Annotated in this window: 17 protein-coding genes and 1 riboswitch; of the genes, 9 read left to right on the top strand and 8 right to left on the bottom strand. The window is 43.0% G+C overall.

The annotated features are described in order from the left end of the window. Positions 1 to 334: 334 nt before the first annotated feature. Together motB and motA are read right to left on the bottom strand one after the other, a co-directional pair. Positions 335 to 1,126, bottom strand: coding sequence for a flagellar motor protein MotB (gene motB, locus ACCB35_RS02870; RefSeq protein WP_374055648.1), 792 nt, complete (start codon positions 1,124 to 1,126; stop codon positions 335 to 337). Then, positions 1,113 to 1,904 (bottom strand): flagellar motor stator protein MotA, encoded by a 792-nt coding sequence (gene motA, locus ACCB35_RS02865; protein ID WP_374055647.1) that lies wholly within the window; start codon positions 1,902 to 1,904, stop codon positions 1,113 to 1,115. Before motA ends, motB begins: the two co-directional genes overlap by 14 nt. A 179-nt stretch (positions 1,905 to 2,083) precedes the next feature. Here motA and ACCB35_RS02860 point away from each other — a divergent pair, with 179 nt between their 5' ends. Together ACCB35_RS02860 and ACCB35_RS02855 are read left to right on the top strand one after the other, a co-directional pair. Next, on the top strand, positions 2,084 to 3,565 hold the full coding sequence (locus ACCB35_RS02860) for a methyl-accepting chemotaxis protein (RefSeq protein ID WP_374055646.1): 1,482 nt from the start codon (positions 2,084 to 2,086) through the stop codon (positions 3,563 to 3,565). 48 nt (positions 3,566 to 3,613) lie between these two features. Beyond that, the gene (locus tag ACCB35_RS02855) at positions 3,614 to 3,799 is read left to right on the top strand and encodes a hypothetical protein (RefSeq protein WP_044339212.1); all 186 of its coding nucleotides are present in this window, start codon (positions 3,614 to 3,616) and stop codon (positions 3,797 to 3,799) included. A 37-nt stretch (positions 3,800 to 3,836) separates the two neighbouring features. Here the strand turns inward: ACCB35_RS02855 and ACCB35_RS02850 are convergent, their stop codons facing one another. Next, a complete protein-coding gene (locus ACCB35_RS02850; protein ID WP_374055645.1) occupies positions 3,837 to 4,214 on the bottom strand; it encodes a DnaJ family domain-containing protein in 378 nt (125 codons plus the stop codon). 202 nt (positions 4,215 to 4,416) lie between these two features. Here ACCB35_RS02850 and ACCB35_RS02845 point away from each other — a divergent pair, with 202 nt between their 5' ends. Continuing rightward, positions 4,417 to 4,587, top strand: a complete 171-nt coding sequence (locus tag ACCB35_RS02845) for a hypothetical protein (RefSeq protein WP_172655755.1) — start codon at positions 4,417 to 4,419, stop codon at positions 4,585 to 4,587. Positions 4,588 to 4,792: 205 nt separating this feature from the next. Here the strand turns inward: ACCB35_RS02845 and hmpA are convergent, their stop codons facing one another. Beyond that, complete coding sequence (gene hmpA, locus ACCB35_RS02840) at positions 4,793 to 6,007, bottom strand: NO-inducible flavohemoprotein (protein WP_374055644.1); 1,215 nt, start codon at positions 6,005 to 6,007, stop codon at positions 4,793 to 4,795. A 161-nt stretch (positions 6,008 to 6,168) separates the two neighbouring features. Here hmpA and ACCB35_RS02835 point away from each other — a divergent pair, with 161 nt between their 5' ends. Further along, positions 6,169 to 6,627, top strand: coding sequence for an Rrf2 family transcriptional regulator (locus ACCB35_RS02835; RefSeq protein WP_044339209.1), 459 nt, complete (start codon positions 6,169 to 6,171; stop codon positions 6,625 to 6,627). A 182-nt stretch (positions 6,628 to 6,809) separates the two neighbouring features. Here ACCB35_RS02835 and ACCB35_RS02830 read toward each other — a convergent pair whose 3' ends face one another. After that, entirely contained in the window at positions 6,810 to 7,202 is a 393-nt protein-coding gene (locus tag ACCB35_RS02830) for a hypothetical protein (protein ID WP_374055643.1), read from the bottom strand. Between the two features lie 234 nt (positions 7,203 to 7,436). On the opposite strand from ACCB35_RS02830, the gene ACCB35_RS02825 reads away from it, so the two are divergent. Further along, positions 7,437 to 8,669: an aminopeptidase gene (locus tag ACCB35_RS02825; protein WP_374055642.1), complete on the top strand. Its 1,233-nt coding sequence runs from the start codon at positions 7,437 to 7,439 to the stop codon at positions 8,667 to 8,669. A 341-nt stretch (positions 8,670 to 9,010) separates the two neighbouring features. Here ACCB35_RS02825 and ACCB35_RS02820 read toward each other — a convergent pair whose 3' ends face one another. Then, on the bottom strand, positions 9,011 to 9,592 hold the full coding sequence (locus ACCB35_RS02820) for a hypothetical protein (protein ID WP_374055641.1): 582 nt from the start codon (positions 9,590 to 9,592) through the stop codon (positions 9,011 to 9,013). 187 nt (positions 9,593 to 9,779) lie between these two features. On the opposite strand from ACCB35_RS02820, the gene ACCB35_RS02815 reads away from it, so the two are divergent. Both ACCB35_RS02815 and ACCB35_RS02810 read left to right on the top strand, forming a co-directional pair. Continuing rightward, positions 9,780 to 11,069, top strand: coding sequence for an MFS transporter (locus ACCB35_RS02815; protein ID WP_044339207.1), 1,290 nt, complete (start codon positions 9,780 to 9,782; stop codon positions 11,067 to 11,069). A 275-nt stretch (positions 11,070 to 11,344) separates the two neighbouring features. Further along, positions 11,345 to 11,473, top strand: coding sequence for a YflJ family protein (locus tag ACCB35_RS02810; RefSeq protein ID WP_079530789.1), 129 nt, complete (start codon positions 11,345 to 11,347; stop codon positions 11,471 to 11,473). 68 nt (positions 11,474 to 11,541) lie between these two features. Here the strand turns inward: ACCB35_RS02810 and ACCB35_RS02805 are convergent, their stop codons facing one another. Then, on the bottom strand, positions 11,542 to 13,386 hold the full coding sequence (locus ACCB35_RS02805; RefSeq protein WP_374055640.1) for a solute:sodium symporter family transporter: 1,845 nt from the start codon (positions 13,384 to 13,386) through the stop codon (positions 11,542 to 11,544). A gap of 173 nt (positions 13,387 to 13,559) precedes the next feature. Further along, positions 13,560 to 13,661, top strand: a riboswitch (purine riboswitch). A 141-nt stretch (positions 13,662 to 13,802) separates the two neighbouring features. Between ACCB35_RS02805 and ACCB35_RS02800 the strand changes: the two genes are divergently transcribed. Together ACCB35_RS02800 and ACCB35_RS02795 are read left to right on the top strand one after the other, a co-directional pair. Next, a complete protein-coding gene (locus ACCB35_RS02800) occupies positions 13,803 to 14,996 on the top strand; it encodes a NupC/NupG family nucleoside CNT transporter (protein ID WP_044339205.1) in 1,194 nt (397 codons plus the stop codon). Between the two features lie 110 nt (positions 14,997 to 15,106). Beyond that, positions 15,107 to 15,592: an acyl-CoA thioesterase gene (locus ACCB35_RS02795; RefSeq protein ID WP_044339253.1), complete on the top strand. Its 486-nt coding sequence runs from the start codon at positions 15,107 to 15,109 to the stop codon at positions 15,590 to 15,592. Positions 15,593 to 15,790: 198 nt separating this feature from the next. Here the strand turns inward: ACCB35_RS02795 and ACCB35_RS02790 are convergent, their stop codons facing one another. After that, on the bottom strand, positions 15,791 to 16,048 hold the full coding sequence (locus ACCB35_RS02790) for a hypothetical protein (protein ID WP_374055639.1): 258 nt from the start codon (positions 16,046 to 16,048) through the stop codon (positions 15,791 to 15,793). Between the last annotated feature and the right edge of the window lie 379 nt (positions 16,049 to 16,427).

Here is a 16,427-nt window from a genome sequence, read left to right as displayed (position 1 = left end):
GCAGTGGCTAAGGTTTGGAATCGCTGATTGGGCCAGACGTAAATGATCGTGCAAAAGTATGTATAATGCCCTCCGTCCTCATATATGAAAACCATTTTCCTGAAAAATTAGCCACTACTTCTAAAAGCTTTTTCAAACTTTTCCCTAATTTGGATGGTGTGAAACATTTTGTTTGAAAATGAGGAAGGATGAGGGTGAATTATTTGGTGAATGCCTATTTGAGTTGGTTTGGGAAGGGGTTTCCATTCGACAAAACCTGTTCATTTCCCCGGAAATACGCCAACTTCTGCCCAACAAAAAATCTGCAGACAACTTGTGTCTGCAGATCATTTCTTCATTGTGAAACCCTTGGCAGAATCAACACTTCCACCCTGCGGTTTTGTCCCCGGCCTTCTGGTGTTCCATTGTCGGCAATCGGTTCGAATTCCCCAAACCCTTTTGCACTGAACCACTGGGGATCAAGCTTTGGATTGTCCAAAATGATCTTCATGAAATTGACCGCCCGCATGACGCTCAGCTCCCAGTTTGAATCGTATGCCGCATTACTGATCGGCACGTTGTCCGTGTGACCGCTGATGATAATATTCCGTGGAGGATTCATTTCAAGGAGTGCCGATAATTCACCAGCGACGCTCAGGTCACTGCCTTGGACTATGGCCGACCCCGAGTCGAATAATACATTGTCCCGGATTGTGAGTAGCAATCCTTCATCGGTAAGCTTCGTTAGGAATTGAACCTCCAGATTATTCGTTTTGATATACTGATTTATTTTTTCCTGGATTCCTCTTAACTCTTCCTGATCCTTCAGAAAAGCCTGATTATCAAGCTCTTCCTTACTTAATTCCTTTTCTTTTTCCTCATCATTGCCTGAGGAGGCTGCCTCTTTGATTTTCTGATCGCTCGACTGCTGAGGTGCTACGGGGCTTGGATACTCCATCATTCCGGTCCCTCCGGTGAAGATTTCACTGAACACCTGGGAAAGTTCCCTGAATTTTTGTGCGTCCACAGAACTTGACGCATAGAGTACGATAAACAAAGCCAGTAACAACGTCAGCAGATCGGCGTACGGGATCAGCCAGGACTCGTCCATATGCTCGTCGTCATGTTTCTTCTTACGCCGCCTCATCCTCATCCCCCTTAAGTAATAAAATCCGCTCACTTGCCGGTAAATAGGACGCCAGCTTCTGTTCAATTACGCGTGGAGATTCACCTTCAATAATCGATAATATCCCTTCTACCATCATCATTTTCATCTGAGCTTCACGCTTTGACTTTCTTTTCAGCTTGTTAGCGAATGGATGCCAAAGAACGTAACCTGTAAAAATACCAAGAAGCGTTGCAACGAAGGCCGCTGAAATGGCGTAACCAAGCTCATCCGTATTATCCATGTGACTGAGGGCCGCAATAAGTCCAATTACCGCTCCAAGCACACCGAGGGTCGGTGCATATGTCCCCGCCTGTGTAAAAATGAGCGCGCCGGCACTATGTCTCTCTTCCATGGCATCAATTTCTTCATGCAGAACATCCCGTATATAATCAGCGCTTTGACCATCAACTGCTAATGAAAGTCCGTCCCTCAAAAAAGGATCCTCTACCTCCTGGGTTTGGGCTTCGAGTGCAAGCAATCCTTCTTTTCGTGCCAGGTCTGCTAATTGGGAGAAAAATTGAATCGTGTGTTTCGGGTCCTGCAGTTTTTGTTCTTTAAACAGTATGCCGAATAGCTTTGGTACCTTCTTAATTTCATGGGTAGGAAAGGCAATGGTCACCGCTGCCACTGTTCCAAGTAAAATAATTAAAATGGCTGCAGGGTTCAATAAGGCAACGGGGCTCACTCCCTTGAAAACCATCCCTACTCCAACCGCTAACAATCCTAAAATGACTCCTATTAAAGACGTCTTATCCATCGATCGCTCCACCTTACTCATCGTAGTCTACTACTATTATCGGATGGAACTTCTAATTATTGAGACGTGGAAGCATTCAAAATTTCCCTATAAATAATTACCTAAAATGTTATGAAGCACTACCTGTTTTTGTCGATATATGTATTATACAGTTGTCACAATTAAAGGAGAGAAACGTCATGACCCCAGAGCAATTGAAAGAAATCGATAGTAAAAGAAAAAACCTGCTGCTCCTGATCACGTATTCCATCAGCCTGGTCGCAGCCCTCACGTATTCCATCATCAATGAGTCAGGAATCACCGCTGTAACTGTTTTCGCTTCCCAGATCATGATTCTGGCCGCATACTTCATTGTGTTGCAACTAATGTTAAAAAAGCCACATTCCTATGTCTATTTCAGCATTCCAACTGTGTATGCCATCATCGGGATTTGGCTGTTTTTAGAAGGATCCAATCCCACAGAATTAGTCATCTTATTATTTTTGGCTGTCATCAGTGCCATTCACTTTAATCCAGTGATCTTTGGTATCGGGTACGGGTCAGGACTCGCTTTATTCATCTTAAATGGAGCTCTTGCACCTGCAAACGACCCGATTTTCTCAGAATTATTCCTTCCGGCTTTCCTTGTATATATACTATTGGGGACGGTCCTTGGTGTGGTGATTCACTTGAACCGCAATCAATTCAGGCAGCTTCAGGAATTTATCAACATGACAGAAACCGAAAGCATGAAAAAAGAAGAACAACGAAATTTCCTTCAAAAAGAATTAGCGACCATCTCTGCAAGCATTCACCAAATAAACGAGCAGATTCAAACCCACCTTGTCTCACATGATGAAATGAGAACGGCCGTTAATGAAATATCAGCTGGTAGCGTCACGCAAAGTGATCAGATTAACAACATTGCTGCCGTTTCAGAAACGACGATGAATAAAATGGAGGAGGTTTCCACGCTTTCAAACAATCTCACTGACCATTCCAATCAAGCGAATTCTATTGCTGTGGCAGGCAGTGAGCGTGTCACTTACTTGCAGGAAAACATGATTGAGCTTAAAAACATTATTGAAGGCCTTCGTCAAACGTTCAGTGAATTAACAAGCAAAATAGAAGAAACAAATACGTTTATAGGAAGCATTCAAGACATTACAGATCAAACCAATCTACTCGCTTTAAATGCGTCCATCGAGGCGGCGAGGGCAGGTGAAGCCGGGCGGGGGTTTAGTATTGTAGCAGATGAAATTCGAAAACTCGCAGAGATTACACGAAACACAGCCACCCGTATTAACGACAATCTTGCTTCCGTTAACTCAGTGAACTCTTCTGCTGTCGAAATTATGAATCTCAGCTCAGAAAAGCTGGATGAAAATGTCGGGGCAACCGGTGAAGTAACAGAGTATTTCACGACACTGCGAGAAAAGCTTGCTGACCTGTCAAACGAGTTCCGGCACTTAACTTCTACTGCTGCTGATGTAAAAGGACAAACCGGAGAGGCTGAGCTATCGACGAAAGAGCTTGCAGCCGTCATTCAGCAAACCTCTGCAGGACTCGAGGAAATCAGCGCCACGATTGAAACCCTTCATGGTGATAACCGTATGATTGCAAAATATGTTCAAGATACCGCCACAAGCGCAAAGCGAATTCAACGCAGTGTGGAGATGTAAAATATGATAAACTAAAAGCATCATTAGAGTACTAAAGGATGTGGCACCTTGAAACGAAGAATCATCATGATGATCCCCATCATGTTTATCGTAGCCGTGGTAGCGACTTGGATGCTTGGCAAAGGATACTCTGAGATCCCTTCCGAAGCCAAAAACATGATTGTCATTGGAGCGGCCCTCTTGTCCGGAGTGATCTCATTCTTCTTATTTAAAGATGAACCCGAGAAGAAATAAAGAAACACCACTTTCCTTGTCGAAAGTGGTGTTTTCTTTATTTCAGCAACTTGTTTTCTATTTTATGCTCATAATTTTTGAACAAGGAACCGTTTGTGTTGATTCTCTTCTTGGAAAGCATGGCGTTGTATTTGAGCATGTTTTCATTTAGATTCTTCTGCAGCTCCCGCTTCTCCAAGTCGTCATCACATGCTTTAATCAAGTCTTCTATGCGCATCATTTCTTTTTTTACATTGATTTCATCCGTTGTAAAGCCGGCATTCTTCATCATCCGATGGGCCATCTTCAGCTCCTGGGGAATTCCTAAATCGTCGTCTAAATCAAGAGGTTTACCGAAGCCTGGAAGCTCTTTAAACTCCCCTTCTTCATAAGCCTTCTTAATCCGTTGCTCAGATATGATCATTGAAAAATCCATCCATAACCCCTCCTGCTTCAAACTTAAGTGGACGCGGCAGGTCTTTGACGTATCGATCACTAACCACTTGTTACCATTAGTATATCCAAAAGGCTGAAGATTTGAATGCGTCACATACGTCTATTTTCTGACAATTCGGCTCACATATTTTCGTACGTGCTGGAAAAACTACCTGTATCAATGATGAAAAGGAGTGGCTGACATGGCACGTGGAAAATCGTTCGATTCAAAGAAAAAGGGACATCCAGGAAACTTCCCCCAGAATAGTGCACCAGAGAGAAAACATTCAGAAGACGCTGCCGGGGATGAAGAACTGATTGTTACCCAGGAAGCGTTTAAAAACCGGGTGGATGAGGATGAACATCGCTTATAAATACGAAAAAACGCCAGGATTTTTCCTGGCGTTTTCTGTTTACTTGGGTGAAATGAGGGCAATTTGGGCCGTTGGTAGAGGCAATAACTTAATTTATTTTCAATTTCATCACTTTTATTTTCGAATTCCTCATTTTATTTTCAATTCCGGCCAATTTATTTTCAACTTTCCCATTTTATTTTCAAATCCATCTACGAACAGCTTTTTAAACTGTTACATTATCCTTCTTCGATAAATCCATCGCTGGTCCAAAGAATTCGAAGTGAATGTTAGATTCAGTAACTCCCATCTCCTTCAACGTTGTGATGACAGCTTTCATAAATGGTACCGGTCCACACACATAGCATTCCGTTTCTGCATCCACATATTGAGATAGGATTTCTTTGTTCACATATCCTTTGTAATGACCCTGAGCTTCGTCACGGGGATTTTCGTAAACATAGCACGCTTCCCCGTTCATTAACTCTTCCATTAAAGCGTCGACATCTTTTCTAAAGGCATGGACCCCTTCGTGTTTACTCGCATGAATAAAGGCAGTCGGGCGTTCCGGCTTCGTTCTCGCTACCGTTTCAAGCATACTCATCATAGGTGTGATGCCGACACCTCCGCTTATTAAAGCAACACGTGAGTCGCCATCCACTAAGTAGAAATCCCCTGCCGGAGCACTGACTTCAATCTCACTTCCTACGGCTACTTTGTCATGTAAGAAATTCGACACCTTCCCTTGAGGATCAAATTCTGCTTCTCTTTTAACAGAAATCCTGAAGAGGTCCTCCATCGGAGCGCTTGATAAACTGTACTGACGGATATGGGTGAACTCTTCATCAGGGATGGTCACCCGTACGGAAATATATTGACCCGGCATGTAGGTCGGGACTTTGCCTCCTTCTTTTGGTCGAAGATAGAAAGAGGTTACACTATCGCTTTCCACTACTTTTTTCGCGACGATAAACGGTTTAAAGTCTCTGTATCCCGCGTCTTTGCTCTCCGTTTCTTTGTACATCTCTTCTTCTACATCAATAAATACTCCGGCGATGACACCGTATGCTTCTCCCCATGCTTCAATAATCTCATCTGTCGCTGCATCTCCAAGTACTTGTTTGATGGCTTGAAGTAAGTGCTCCCCAACGATCGGGTAATGCTCCGGCTTAACTCCTAAACTTCTATGCTTATGAGCGATTTGCTTTACAACGGGCAGGATCATCTCGAGCTTATCAATATTCTGTGCAGCTGCATATACCGTATTGGCTAATGCGGTTTGCTGTCTTCCCTTTTTTTGATTGGCATGATTGAAAATATTCAATAACTCAGGATGATCCGCAAACATATTTTTATAAAAAGTGGACGTAATTTCCGTTCCTTTCACTTCTAATACAGGCGCAGTTGACTTCACGATTTCAATGGTTTTTTGAGATAGCATTTTGGTCACCTCTAAAGATATATTTTAAATACATCTTTAGCGTACTCCTCTTTTTCCTATAAAGCAATATACAAAATACATCTTTAACAAAACAGCCACATTTAGACACAAACATGCTTCCTTCTGTATAATAATAATAACGGATCGGAAAGGTGAGATAAATGAGACTAACATTATACACTGACTACTCACTGAGAGTCCTAATCTTCCTGGCATCAAAACCAAAGGATGAACTCTCTAATATAAAAGAAATCGCCGATGCCTACAGCATCTCAAAGAATCACCTGATGAAAGTGACGTATGAACTGGGGAAAAACGGTCTGATCGAAACGATCCGCGGCAGGAACGGCGGAATCAAACTAGCTCAATCCCCGGAAGATATAAATATCGGAAAACTCGTCCGGACCACAGAAGAAGACTTCCACCTTGTCGAATGCTTTGACGCCCAAAACAACAACTGCGTCATCACTCCAGTCTGCGGACTAAAGCATGTACTCGGAAAAGCGTTAAACGCCTATCTCTCTGTCCTTGACGAATACACCCTGGCCGACTTGATCCAAAACCCGATGGACTACCGGTTCTTATTTCAAGAGCAGCAGCGGGATCAATCGTCAACATAGGCTGGAATCACTCCTCTCCATTTAGATGGGGAGGAGTTTTTTGTTTGGATAGTGGTGCCTGGCACTAGATGCCCGGTTCGTGCCAGGCACCCGCTTCGTGAAATGTATCAAGTACAACTTATCCACGAACCACTCAACTCACACCAAAAAGCCTGTTTTCCAACTGAAAACAGGCCAATCTCTTACTTCTTACTCTCACTATATTTAAATGTCATAAATACAAACAGGAAAAAGCTCAGTAGTAATGTACTTCCCCCTACTATATAGAAGACCATCGTGAAGCTTGCCGGCAGATTGAATGGATTTAAGTTATACATCCACATTCCGGCTGTCAATCCGATCGAACCGATAATCGCAGTCCATACATGTGCAAATGCCAGTTTTGAAGATTTCGGCACCTGATAGGAACGATAATAGGATGAATACGCAAATAAGCTTAACCAACCAACTACTAAAATATGAGCATGAATGGGCTTAAATGCATATGATCCGGCTCCTGCCATATGAGACCCGAGAAATGCTCCGATAAACCCATAGATGGCAGACATTCGTAATAAAAGGACATTCCACGCCAATGTTTCTTCCCCCTTTTTTATCTAGAGTATTGCTTCAATCATTATAGTATAGTTGTCCAAGACAAGGCTATGATTCTTGTTTGAATGCCATAGAACTTTCATATTCTTCATGCACCAAAAATAATTTTCCATTCTTTCGCATACGATAGAAAGATGGGTGTAAACACTTGCAAACGGTGTAGGCACTGATACAATAAGAATGTAATAGAACATTCTGAAAAAAGGAGAATACATATGCCTAATTTCCAACAAAATCTTGAGAAATACGCAAGCCTGGCTGTAGAAGTCGGTGTCAATGTTCAAAAAGGTCAGACCCTGGTCATTAACACCTCCATCGATTCTGCGGAATTTGTTCGCCTAGTGGTAAAGAAAGCCTATGAAGTTGGGGCTAAGCACGTATACGTTAACTGGAATGACGATGTGGTCAATCGTACGAAATACGATCTTGCTCCAGACGAAGCATTCCAGGAGTTCCCTCAGTGGAAAGCAAGAGAAGTCGAGGAGCTTGCTGAAGGCGGAGCTGCATTCATGAGCATCGTGTCTTCAAGCCCTGACTTGCTTAAAGGGGTAAATCCAGATCGTATCTCAAACTTCCAAAAAGTAGCCGGTAAAGCAATGTCCAAATACCGTCAATTCATTCAATCGGACAAAGTAAGCTGGTGCGTACTGGCTGCTCCTTCGAAGGACTGGGCTGCAAAAGTATTCCCTGATGCTTCTGAAGAAGAACAGGTGGATTTACTTTGGGATGCCATCTTCAAAGCAGTCCGCGCCGACCAGGCTGACCCTGTCCAGGCATGGAAGGATCACGACGCAAACCTTCACGAAAAAGTGGAATACCTGAACGAAAAGAACTACAAAAAGCTTCACTATACGGCACCGGGGACGGACCTTACGATCGAGCTTCCTCAAGGTCACCTATGGGTAGGAGCTGGAAGTGTGAATGAACAAGGAACCACTTTCATGGCGAACATGCCGACGGAAGAAGTATTCACGGTTCCTCTAAAGACAGGTGTAAACGGAACAGTATCAAGCACAAAGCCACTTAGCTATGGCGGAAACGTGATCGATAACTTTACGATTACATTTGAAAACGGCCGCATTGTGGACGTTAAGGCTGAGGAAGGCGAAGAAATTTTGAAGCGCCTTGTGGATACAGATGAAGGATCTCATTACCTTGGGGAAATCGCCCTTGTTCCTCATCAGTCCCCAATCTCTCAATCGAACGTGTTATTCTACAACACTTTATTCGACGAGAACGCATCAAACCACCTTGCAATCGGTAATGCCTATGCATTCTGTATCGAAGGCGGAAAGAAAATGAGTGAAGAAGAGCTTGAGAAAAACGGTTTGAACAACAGTATCACTCACGTTGACTTTATGATCGGTTCAGACAAAATGAACATCGATGGAGTGAAAGATGACGGCTCGACTGAAGCAGTATTCCGCGATGGCGGTTGGGCGTTTTAAGTTTAGTCAGTAATATGGAATCCCAGAAGGTGGTTTGGCTGCCTTTTGGGATTTTTTTATGGAGATGAGGTGGGAGTTGGATGAAAACCTGTTGACTGAGCGCTCAATCTTTTGTATGTAACTGGTAAAAGACGCATATATTGAAATTTTGACGCATAAAATTGGAAAAAGACGCATATATCAAAATAAAGACGCATAAAATTATAGATTGACGCAAAAAACCTGAAAATAGACGCAATCTCCCCCCTTTCGTTCGGTGTATCCTCCTCCCATGATCCCATCTTTCTTCACTTCATAAGTTATTAGTCCATTTTCGAAGCAGATACTTTCGGTCAAGAAGCTCACCCATACTGCTTCGTCAACGCGATCGCTGCAATCGTAGCGCCTGCTGCCTGTGCATAACTTCCGAATGCAGTAATTTGCAAACCGATTTCCTTATTTTCATTCAGAATATACAACTCCCCCACCGCTTCAAGTGCAGCACCCAGAGATTGAATCGTATTTCCCGCTGCGAGAAGATCTGAAAATTCAAGATCAGTAAGGGTTGCTCCGTACGCTTCAAATGCTGCTCCGATGGATTGAGAGGTATCCCCGAGTATATCAAGATTCAATCCTTCCTCCTCCCTACCTGCAAATTGAAGCTCAGCCGCTACAACATTTGTGACGTTTCCAGAGGCCTGAATCCAATCTCCCACTATTCTCAAGGTTTCTCCTTCTGAGCCGTCGGAAAGCTTTTCAGCCCCTACCGCTTGCAATGAGTTTCCTGCCGCTTCAAATCCGTTTCCAATGGAGACCAACCGAAATCCGAAAGGCTCTTGACTGTATCGTTCTTCTTGTATGACCATCGTTTCTCCTATTGCTGCAATCACCGTTCCGACCACCTGCGTCCAAGCCCCGGTAATAAGGATAAGTCTATCGATCACCTCCATCCACCGTCCTTTTCCCCATCAATACTTATAATGTATTCAATAAAGGAAAATTGGTATCTTTCGCCCCCATTTCAACAACAGTAAAAAATTTGTAAATACCAGTAAATGAGTCTTGTTTATTTTGTCCTATCGAGCTATGATATTCTAGTTCATCTAGCGTTTCATGAGGGGAGGAATTTAGATGAGAATTCGGGATTGGGACCGTAATTTAAAGGTCCGGCTGTTTGGGGAAGCAGCGATTAATATTACCTTCTGGATGTTCTTTCCGTTTTTGACGATTTATTTCACAGAGTCATTCGGAAAACAGACGGCAGGATTACTATTGGTTCTCTCGCAGGTATTTGCAGTACTCGCGAACCTGATGGGAGGCTATTGCGCAGACCGTTTCGGCCGTAAGCGTATGATGGTCATCTCCGCTTTCGGACAGGGCTTTGCTTTTTTAATCTTTGGACTGGCCAGTTCACCTTGGCTTGATTCTGCCATGATCGGCTTTATCTGTTTTAGTTTAGTTGGGGTATTTGGTTCGTTTTATTGGCCGGCAAGTCAGGCGATGGTGGCCGATGTGGTGGATGAAAAGGACCGCAGTCATGTGTTTGCCGTCTTTTATACCTCCATCAATATTGCCGTAGTGGTCGGACCGATACTTGGTGGAATTTTCTATGTTCACTATCGCTTCGAGCTTTTAATTGCCGCTGCGCTTATTTGCATGTTCTTAGCTCTTCTTTTATATAAAATGACGAGGGAAACAGCTCCTTTAGACACTAGTAAGCTACTAGTGACAGAAGGGAAAAAGAAAGCCTGGCATAGTGTGATATCAGATCAGATGAAGGATTATAGTGTTATTTTTAAAGACAAAACGTTCTTATTATTTATCTTAGCCGGGATTCTCGTCGGTCAGACGTTTATGCAACTTGACCTTTTGTTTCCCGTATATATTAAAGATGTGATGGATCAAGCAACGTTATTCAGCGTCGGCGATTGGTCCCTGACATTGGTGAGTGAACAGGTATTCGGATTGATCCTATCTGAAAATGGATTCCTGGTGGCACTACTTACCGTGGTGATCACTCGCTGGATCACGAAGTTCCGTGAACGAAATGTGTTCATCCTTTCTTCTGTTATCTACGCGGTTTCGATTTTTATGTTTGGACAAACAAGCTCGGTATGGATGTTTGTGATCGCGATGGCAGTATTCACGTTTGCAGAGTTGATGACAGCAGGTATCCAGCAAAGCTTTGTATCGAAGCTTGCGCCGGATCATATGCGGGGGCAGTACTTTGCTGCAGCAAGTTTACGATTCACGATTGCAAGGACCATCGCACCTCTGTCCATCACCCTGTCACTTTATGTAGGGTATGATTGGACGTTCATCATTCTGTCGATTCTTGCTCTTGTGAGTGCGGGACTCTTCTTCATCATGTTCGAGCGTTTTGAGAAAGAAGAGTTGGAATTAAAGAAAGCTGTTCATTAAAAAAGGAATGATCCGATTTGGATCATTCCTTTTCTTTCATATTACCCTTCTGCATCGAAAACTTCATCATTTCACTGCAACAATGAATTTTGACCTCTTCACTTCCTATAAAAATTTTCAGAAAAGGATGAATCCGAAAAATTCCGTTTACCCCCTTTTTTCATCAAAAATGAGATGTTACAATGTACAACCGTAAGCAATCTTAACGTAGCTCATAGCTCTGAGCTGGTCGGAGATTCCAATCAATACTAAGCAAAGAAAGGATGTTTATTTCAATGCATATCGGAAGCAAAGGCTGGTACGTGGAAGAACTAAAAAAAGCAGGCGTTCGCCGCTACGAGGAACGCAAAGTAGAATCCTATAAAAAACACGTTCTTGCAAACCTATTAGAACGTACAAAATAAAACATAAGAGAGGGACGGACCTCGATTCCTATGACCTGGTCATAGGAATGAAGGTCCGTCCCTCCTTTTTATTTCAGCAGCTTGGATGAATAGATTGGATTCAGGTTCTGCTGCAGGGAGTATTTTTTGGTCCGGTTCAGTTTGTATGGTTTGTTTTTCAGTAGGTAGGCTTGGTATTTCCGGGTCCAGCTCTTCATTGACCAGTAGATCAACCCTGTGGTGAGAAGGACCAATCCGATGGTGGCTGGCCAGAAGTATGGCGAAATGACACTTGTTTCATATGCCAGTCCTATAGGAGAGAATATGAAATACGTTTGCACCACGCACGCCATGAGTACGATGGACAATGGAATGCTATATTTCCAAGGCATCATATCCACTTTTGGATTGTAGCGGTATTCGTATGGCTTCTTCATTGGCTTCCAAAAGCCGATCAGAATCATCAGTGCAATCTCTGATACAAACAGGATGCCATAAATATGAATAAAGTTTATATTGATAGAGAATCCAAATAGATGTCCTGTTCCCCATACAAGCATATAGTACGCAAACAAGTGTAGAATGATCACTGTTTTGGCAGCAAAGGCAGGGATCCATTTTGAGAACACGCCAACCAATAATATGACGATAATCGGAATATTAAAGAATCCCGTGAATTTTCGGATCAGATCCCACAAGCCGTCTGTCGCATGAATCAACATAGGGGACACACACATGGAAACAACTGCGAGTGCGGCTCCGAACCACTTACTGATCGAGATTAATTTCTGATCACTGACATTCGGGTTGAACTGAGGCTTATAGATATCCAATGCAAATAATGTAGCGGCACTATTTAACAGGGAATTAAACGAGCTCAGCACAGCACCCAGCAGCACGGCCAGGAAGAAACCTGTCAGATACCAAGGCAGCACCGCATTAATCAAAGCCGGATAAGCCAAATCCACACTTTTCAATGAATCTCCATAAAGATGAAAAGCAATGACTCCCGGCAGCATCATCATGAATGGCACAAGTAGCTTATAGAAACCTGAAATGATGACACCCTTCTGTCCTTCCGCTAAGTTTTTAGCCCCAAGGGTCCTTTGAATCACGTATTGGTTAGATGCCCAATAAAATAAATTTGCAAAAATCATTCCCGTGAAAATCGTTGAAAACGGAACTGAATCTGAAGATGAGCCAATCGAATTCAGCTTTTCCGGATTGTTGGTGGCAATCTCTTTCACACCTGATAGGAAACTTCCTTCTCCTAACGCATAAAACCCTAAAATCGGAACGAGAATCCCGATGATCAAAAGTCCGACTCCATTCAACGTATCGGAAATCGCAACGGCTTTCAGTCCCCCGAAAATGGCGTAAATGCTTCCTATGATCCCGATCACCCACACAATTATCCAGATCGATTGAGTATAGGAAATGCCCATGAGTTCGGGTACATCAAATAATTTCAAAACGGCAAGTGCCCCTGAATAAAGCATGGAAGGAATCGTAACAAACACATACCCAAGCATAAAGAGGATGGTTGTATACTGACGAACCCCTTTGTCATAGCGCTGATTCAGAAACTCAGGTAACGTCGTGAAGCTTCTTCCTAAATACTTCGGAAGCAAATATAACGCCATGATGATGATCGCGATGGCGGCGGTCACTTCCCACGCCATATTCGAAAGGTTCGCCCTGAAAGCTTGTCCATTCAAACCAACTAACTGCTCCGCTGATAAATTGGTTAAAAGCAAGGACCCGGCGATGAACGTTCCAGTCAATCCCCTTCCGGCTAAAAAATAACCTGTCGAATCATTCAAAGATCCTTTTGTCTTTATGTATGAAATCCAGGCAACCAGTCCCATGAAAAATACACAGGACAATAATGTAAATAGCAAACCACTTTCAAACATGCATCCTCTTCCCTTCATATTTATTACATGTGTTTGTGAAAGTTCCCCAAATGTTATACTAGTAAACTATTATTTTTTAATTTATGTTAAAAACAGTAAAAAAGTATCACCACGTTTTTCCATGATATTCTTTTCAAGAAAACTATTGTGATAGTCTTTAGTGGTATGATAAAGTAGAAAACATATTTCAAATCAACTTCATACGAATTCCTTATATATCTATGGTGATATGGACCATAAGTCTCTACCTGGCAGCCGTAAAGTGCCGGACTATAAGGAAAGTCTTTTCTATATGCTGTTTGTGTATGGAGACTTTCCCTATTTTTTAGAGAATGTCTTCATGCACTTTTTTTATTTGCACTTTTGAGAAGTCTGACATCATACAACATCGATCTGAGGATTCGTTGAAGAATACATGCTGGAGGATTGGTATTGTGAGTTTAGTATATGGAATCTTATCATTACTTGGAGTTCTATTTTTAGCCTGGCTGTTGAGCAGCAACCGCTCAGCCATTCAATGGCGCACGATCATCATCGGGATCTGTCTTGAGTTCCTGCTTGTCTTGTTTGTACTTAAAGTCCCATTTGGACAAACCATTTTGAAAAAAGCAGCCTTGGGGGTACAGAAAGTCATTGATTACAGCAATGAAGGAATCATGTTCGTTTTCGGGGGATTCTTCGAAAAAGGGACGAACATTTCATTCGTGTTCGCAATCAATGTCCTGGGTGCGATCATCTTTATCTCTGCACTCATTTCGGCTCTATATTACTTACGGATCATCCCGTTCTTTGTAAAATATATCGGGATCGGGCTAGGGAAAATCCTTGGTACAACCAAGGTTGAATCATTTAATGCCATCGGGAATTCCTTTCTCGGATTAGCGGAGGCACCCCTGTTGATTAAGCCATATTTAGCGAAGTTGACCCGTTCAGAACTTTTTGCCGTGATGGTTGGAGGAACAGCTTCAGCAAGTGGAGCGATACTAATCGGATATTCGTTGATGGGGATCGACATGAAATTCCTTCTTCTATCCGTCTTCAGCGTGCCGATCGTCTCTCTTGTGATTGCAAAAATCATCGAACCCGAAACGGAAGAATCCAAGACGAATGGTGATATTTCGTTAGGAAAGACCACTCATACGAACGTATTCGAAGCGATTTCGGAAGGTGCCCTCAGTGGTACACAGCTAGCGATCAATATTGGCGGACTGCTCATCGCGTTTATTGGGATCCTTGCTCTCGTCAACGGATTACTCGGTGCTGTGGATATGAGTCTTTCCACGGTCTTCGGCTACCTGTTCTATCCGCTGGCACTACTCGTGGGTATTCCAATGGATGAAGCGTTCCGTGCTGCCTCCATCATCGGGACGAAGCTCTCTGTGAATGAATTCGTAGCATACAAAGAGTTATCAGGAATGATGAACGAGCTTTCACCGAAGACCGTTGCGATTCTTTCCGTCGCACTTTGTAACTTTGCGAACCTGTCTTCGATCGGACAATTGATTGTCGGATTGGGTTCTTTGGAGCCGACTCAACGACCTATGGTTTCTAAATTAAGCTTGAAGGCCATCATCGCGGGGACACTGGCGAGCTTCATAACGGCCATTATCATTAGTATATTTCTATAATTTTTTCTCTCAATCATGTTTCTTCCGACCCCCTTTAGTGAATAGTATAAAGTAGCAATCTTTTTTCACATTGATAACGGAAGGTGAATTCATTGAGAGAAAAAAAATTCATGAAAGACACGAAAACAAGTAAAACGACCCACGTTCTTCCACCCGACACCAACCATCACGGTACATTGTTTGGTGGAAAACTGATGGCCTATATAGACGACGTGGCATCCATTGCCGCTACCCGTCACGCCCGCAAGCCAGTCGTAACGGCTTCAACAGATTCCGTCGACTTCCTGCAGCCTATCAAAGTCGGGGATGCCGTGACGTTGGAAGCGATGGTCACCTACACCGGACGCAGCTCCATGGAGGTTTGTGTGAAGGTCACTTCAGAGGTGCTTCTAACAGGAGAAACCAACGTGGCAGCCATCTCCTTCTTGACCTTTGTTGCTTTAGAAGGCAATAAACCCGCTGTCATCGCGGAAGTCGTACCGGAAACCGAAGAAGAAAAATGGCTGAACGAAACCGCCAAGAACCGTGCAGAACATCGTAAAGCACGCAAAAAACATAGCCAGGAGCTTGCGGAGTTTTTTCGTAAAGCGTATTGATGAAGGGGAGATGCTTTATGAGAGCATCTCTTTTTTTTCGGGGAGGGAACTTGTAATTTGTCAGTTCGCCGTTATATTTCGAATTTCGCCGTTAAATGTGAGATTTCGCCGATATAGTTTGTATTTCGCCGTTAAATGTGAGATATCGCCGTTAAAATGGGAATTTCGCCGTTATCTTGGTTTCTTATTCCCTTATGCTTATTGGCTGGAGAAGAATTCATAGTTGTGAATGAGCATTTCGCTGATATATTTGAAATTTCGCTGATAAATGACGCGATTTCGCTGATATATCAAAATTTCTTGATAAATCATGCGATTCCGCTGATATATCGAAGATTTCGCTGATAAATGTTGTGATTCCACTGATATATCGGGAATTCCTCTGATAAATGACGCGATTTCGCCAATATCACACATTTGCCCAGGATTCTTCCCATTTCCCATTCCAAAATCCACCTCCACCTCCACCTCCTCCGCCAATACTATACGATTTTCCCATTTTGTTGTACCCAAAGGAAGACACGCCAACCTTCCAAACCCTCCCCTCTTCCTAAAAGACCATTCCAACCTGCACAATCACTCCCATCACCACCATCCGACTACTCCAAATCTCCCCAACTATATTACAGAACGTTTAAATTTTTTTAACGAACAAAATTTCGAGGTCCGTCCCTATATACACACCCAGGTATATAAAAACCCTCCATACAAGGTTTCCATTTTTTCGTTAGCGCTTTCACATCTGTCATACTTTGTAACATTTTGTCGGTGGTAAATATCTCCACCTTCATAACCGACAGAAATCTCCTATACTGTATAGAAGGATATACTGTCT

The sequence above is a fragment of the Rossellomorea sp. FM04394 genome (assembly GCF_041889765.1).
Classification (GTDB): Bacteria; Bacillota; Bacilli; order Bacillales; family Bacillaceae_B; genus Rossellomorea; species Rossellomorea aquimaris_B.
This window is presented reverse-complemented; position numbering and strand designations above follow the sequence as displayed.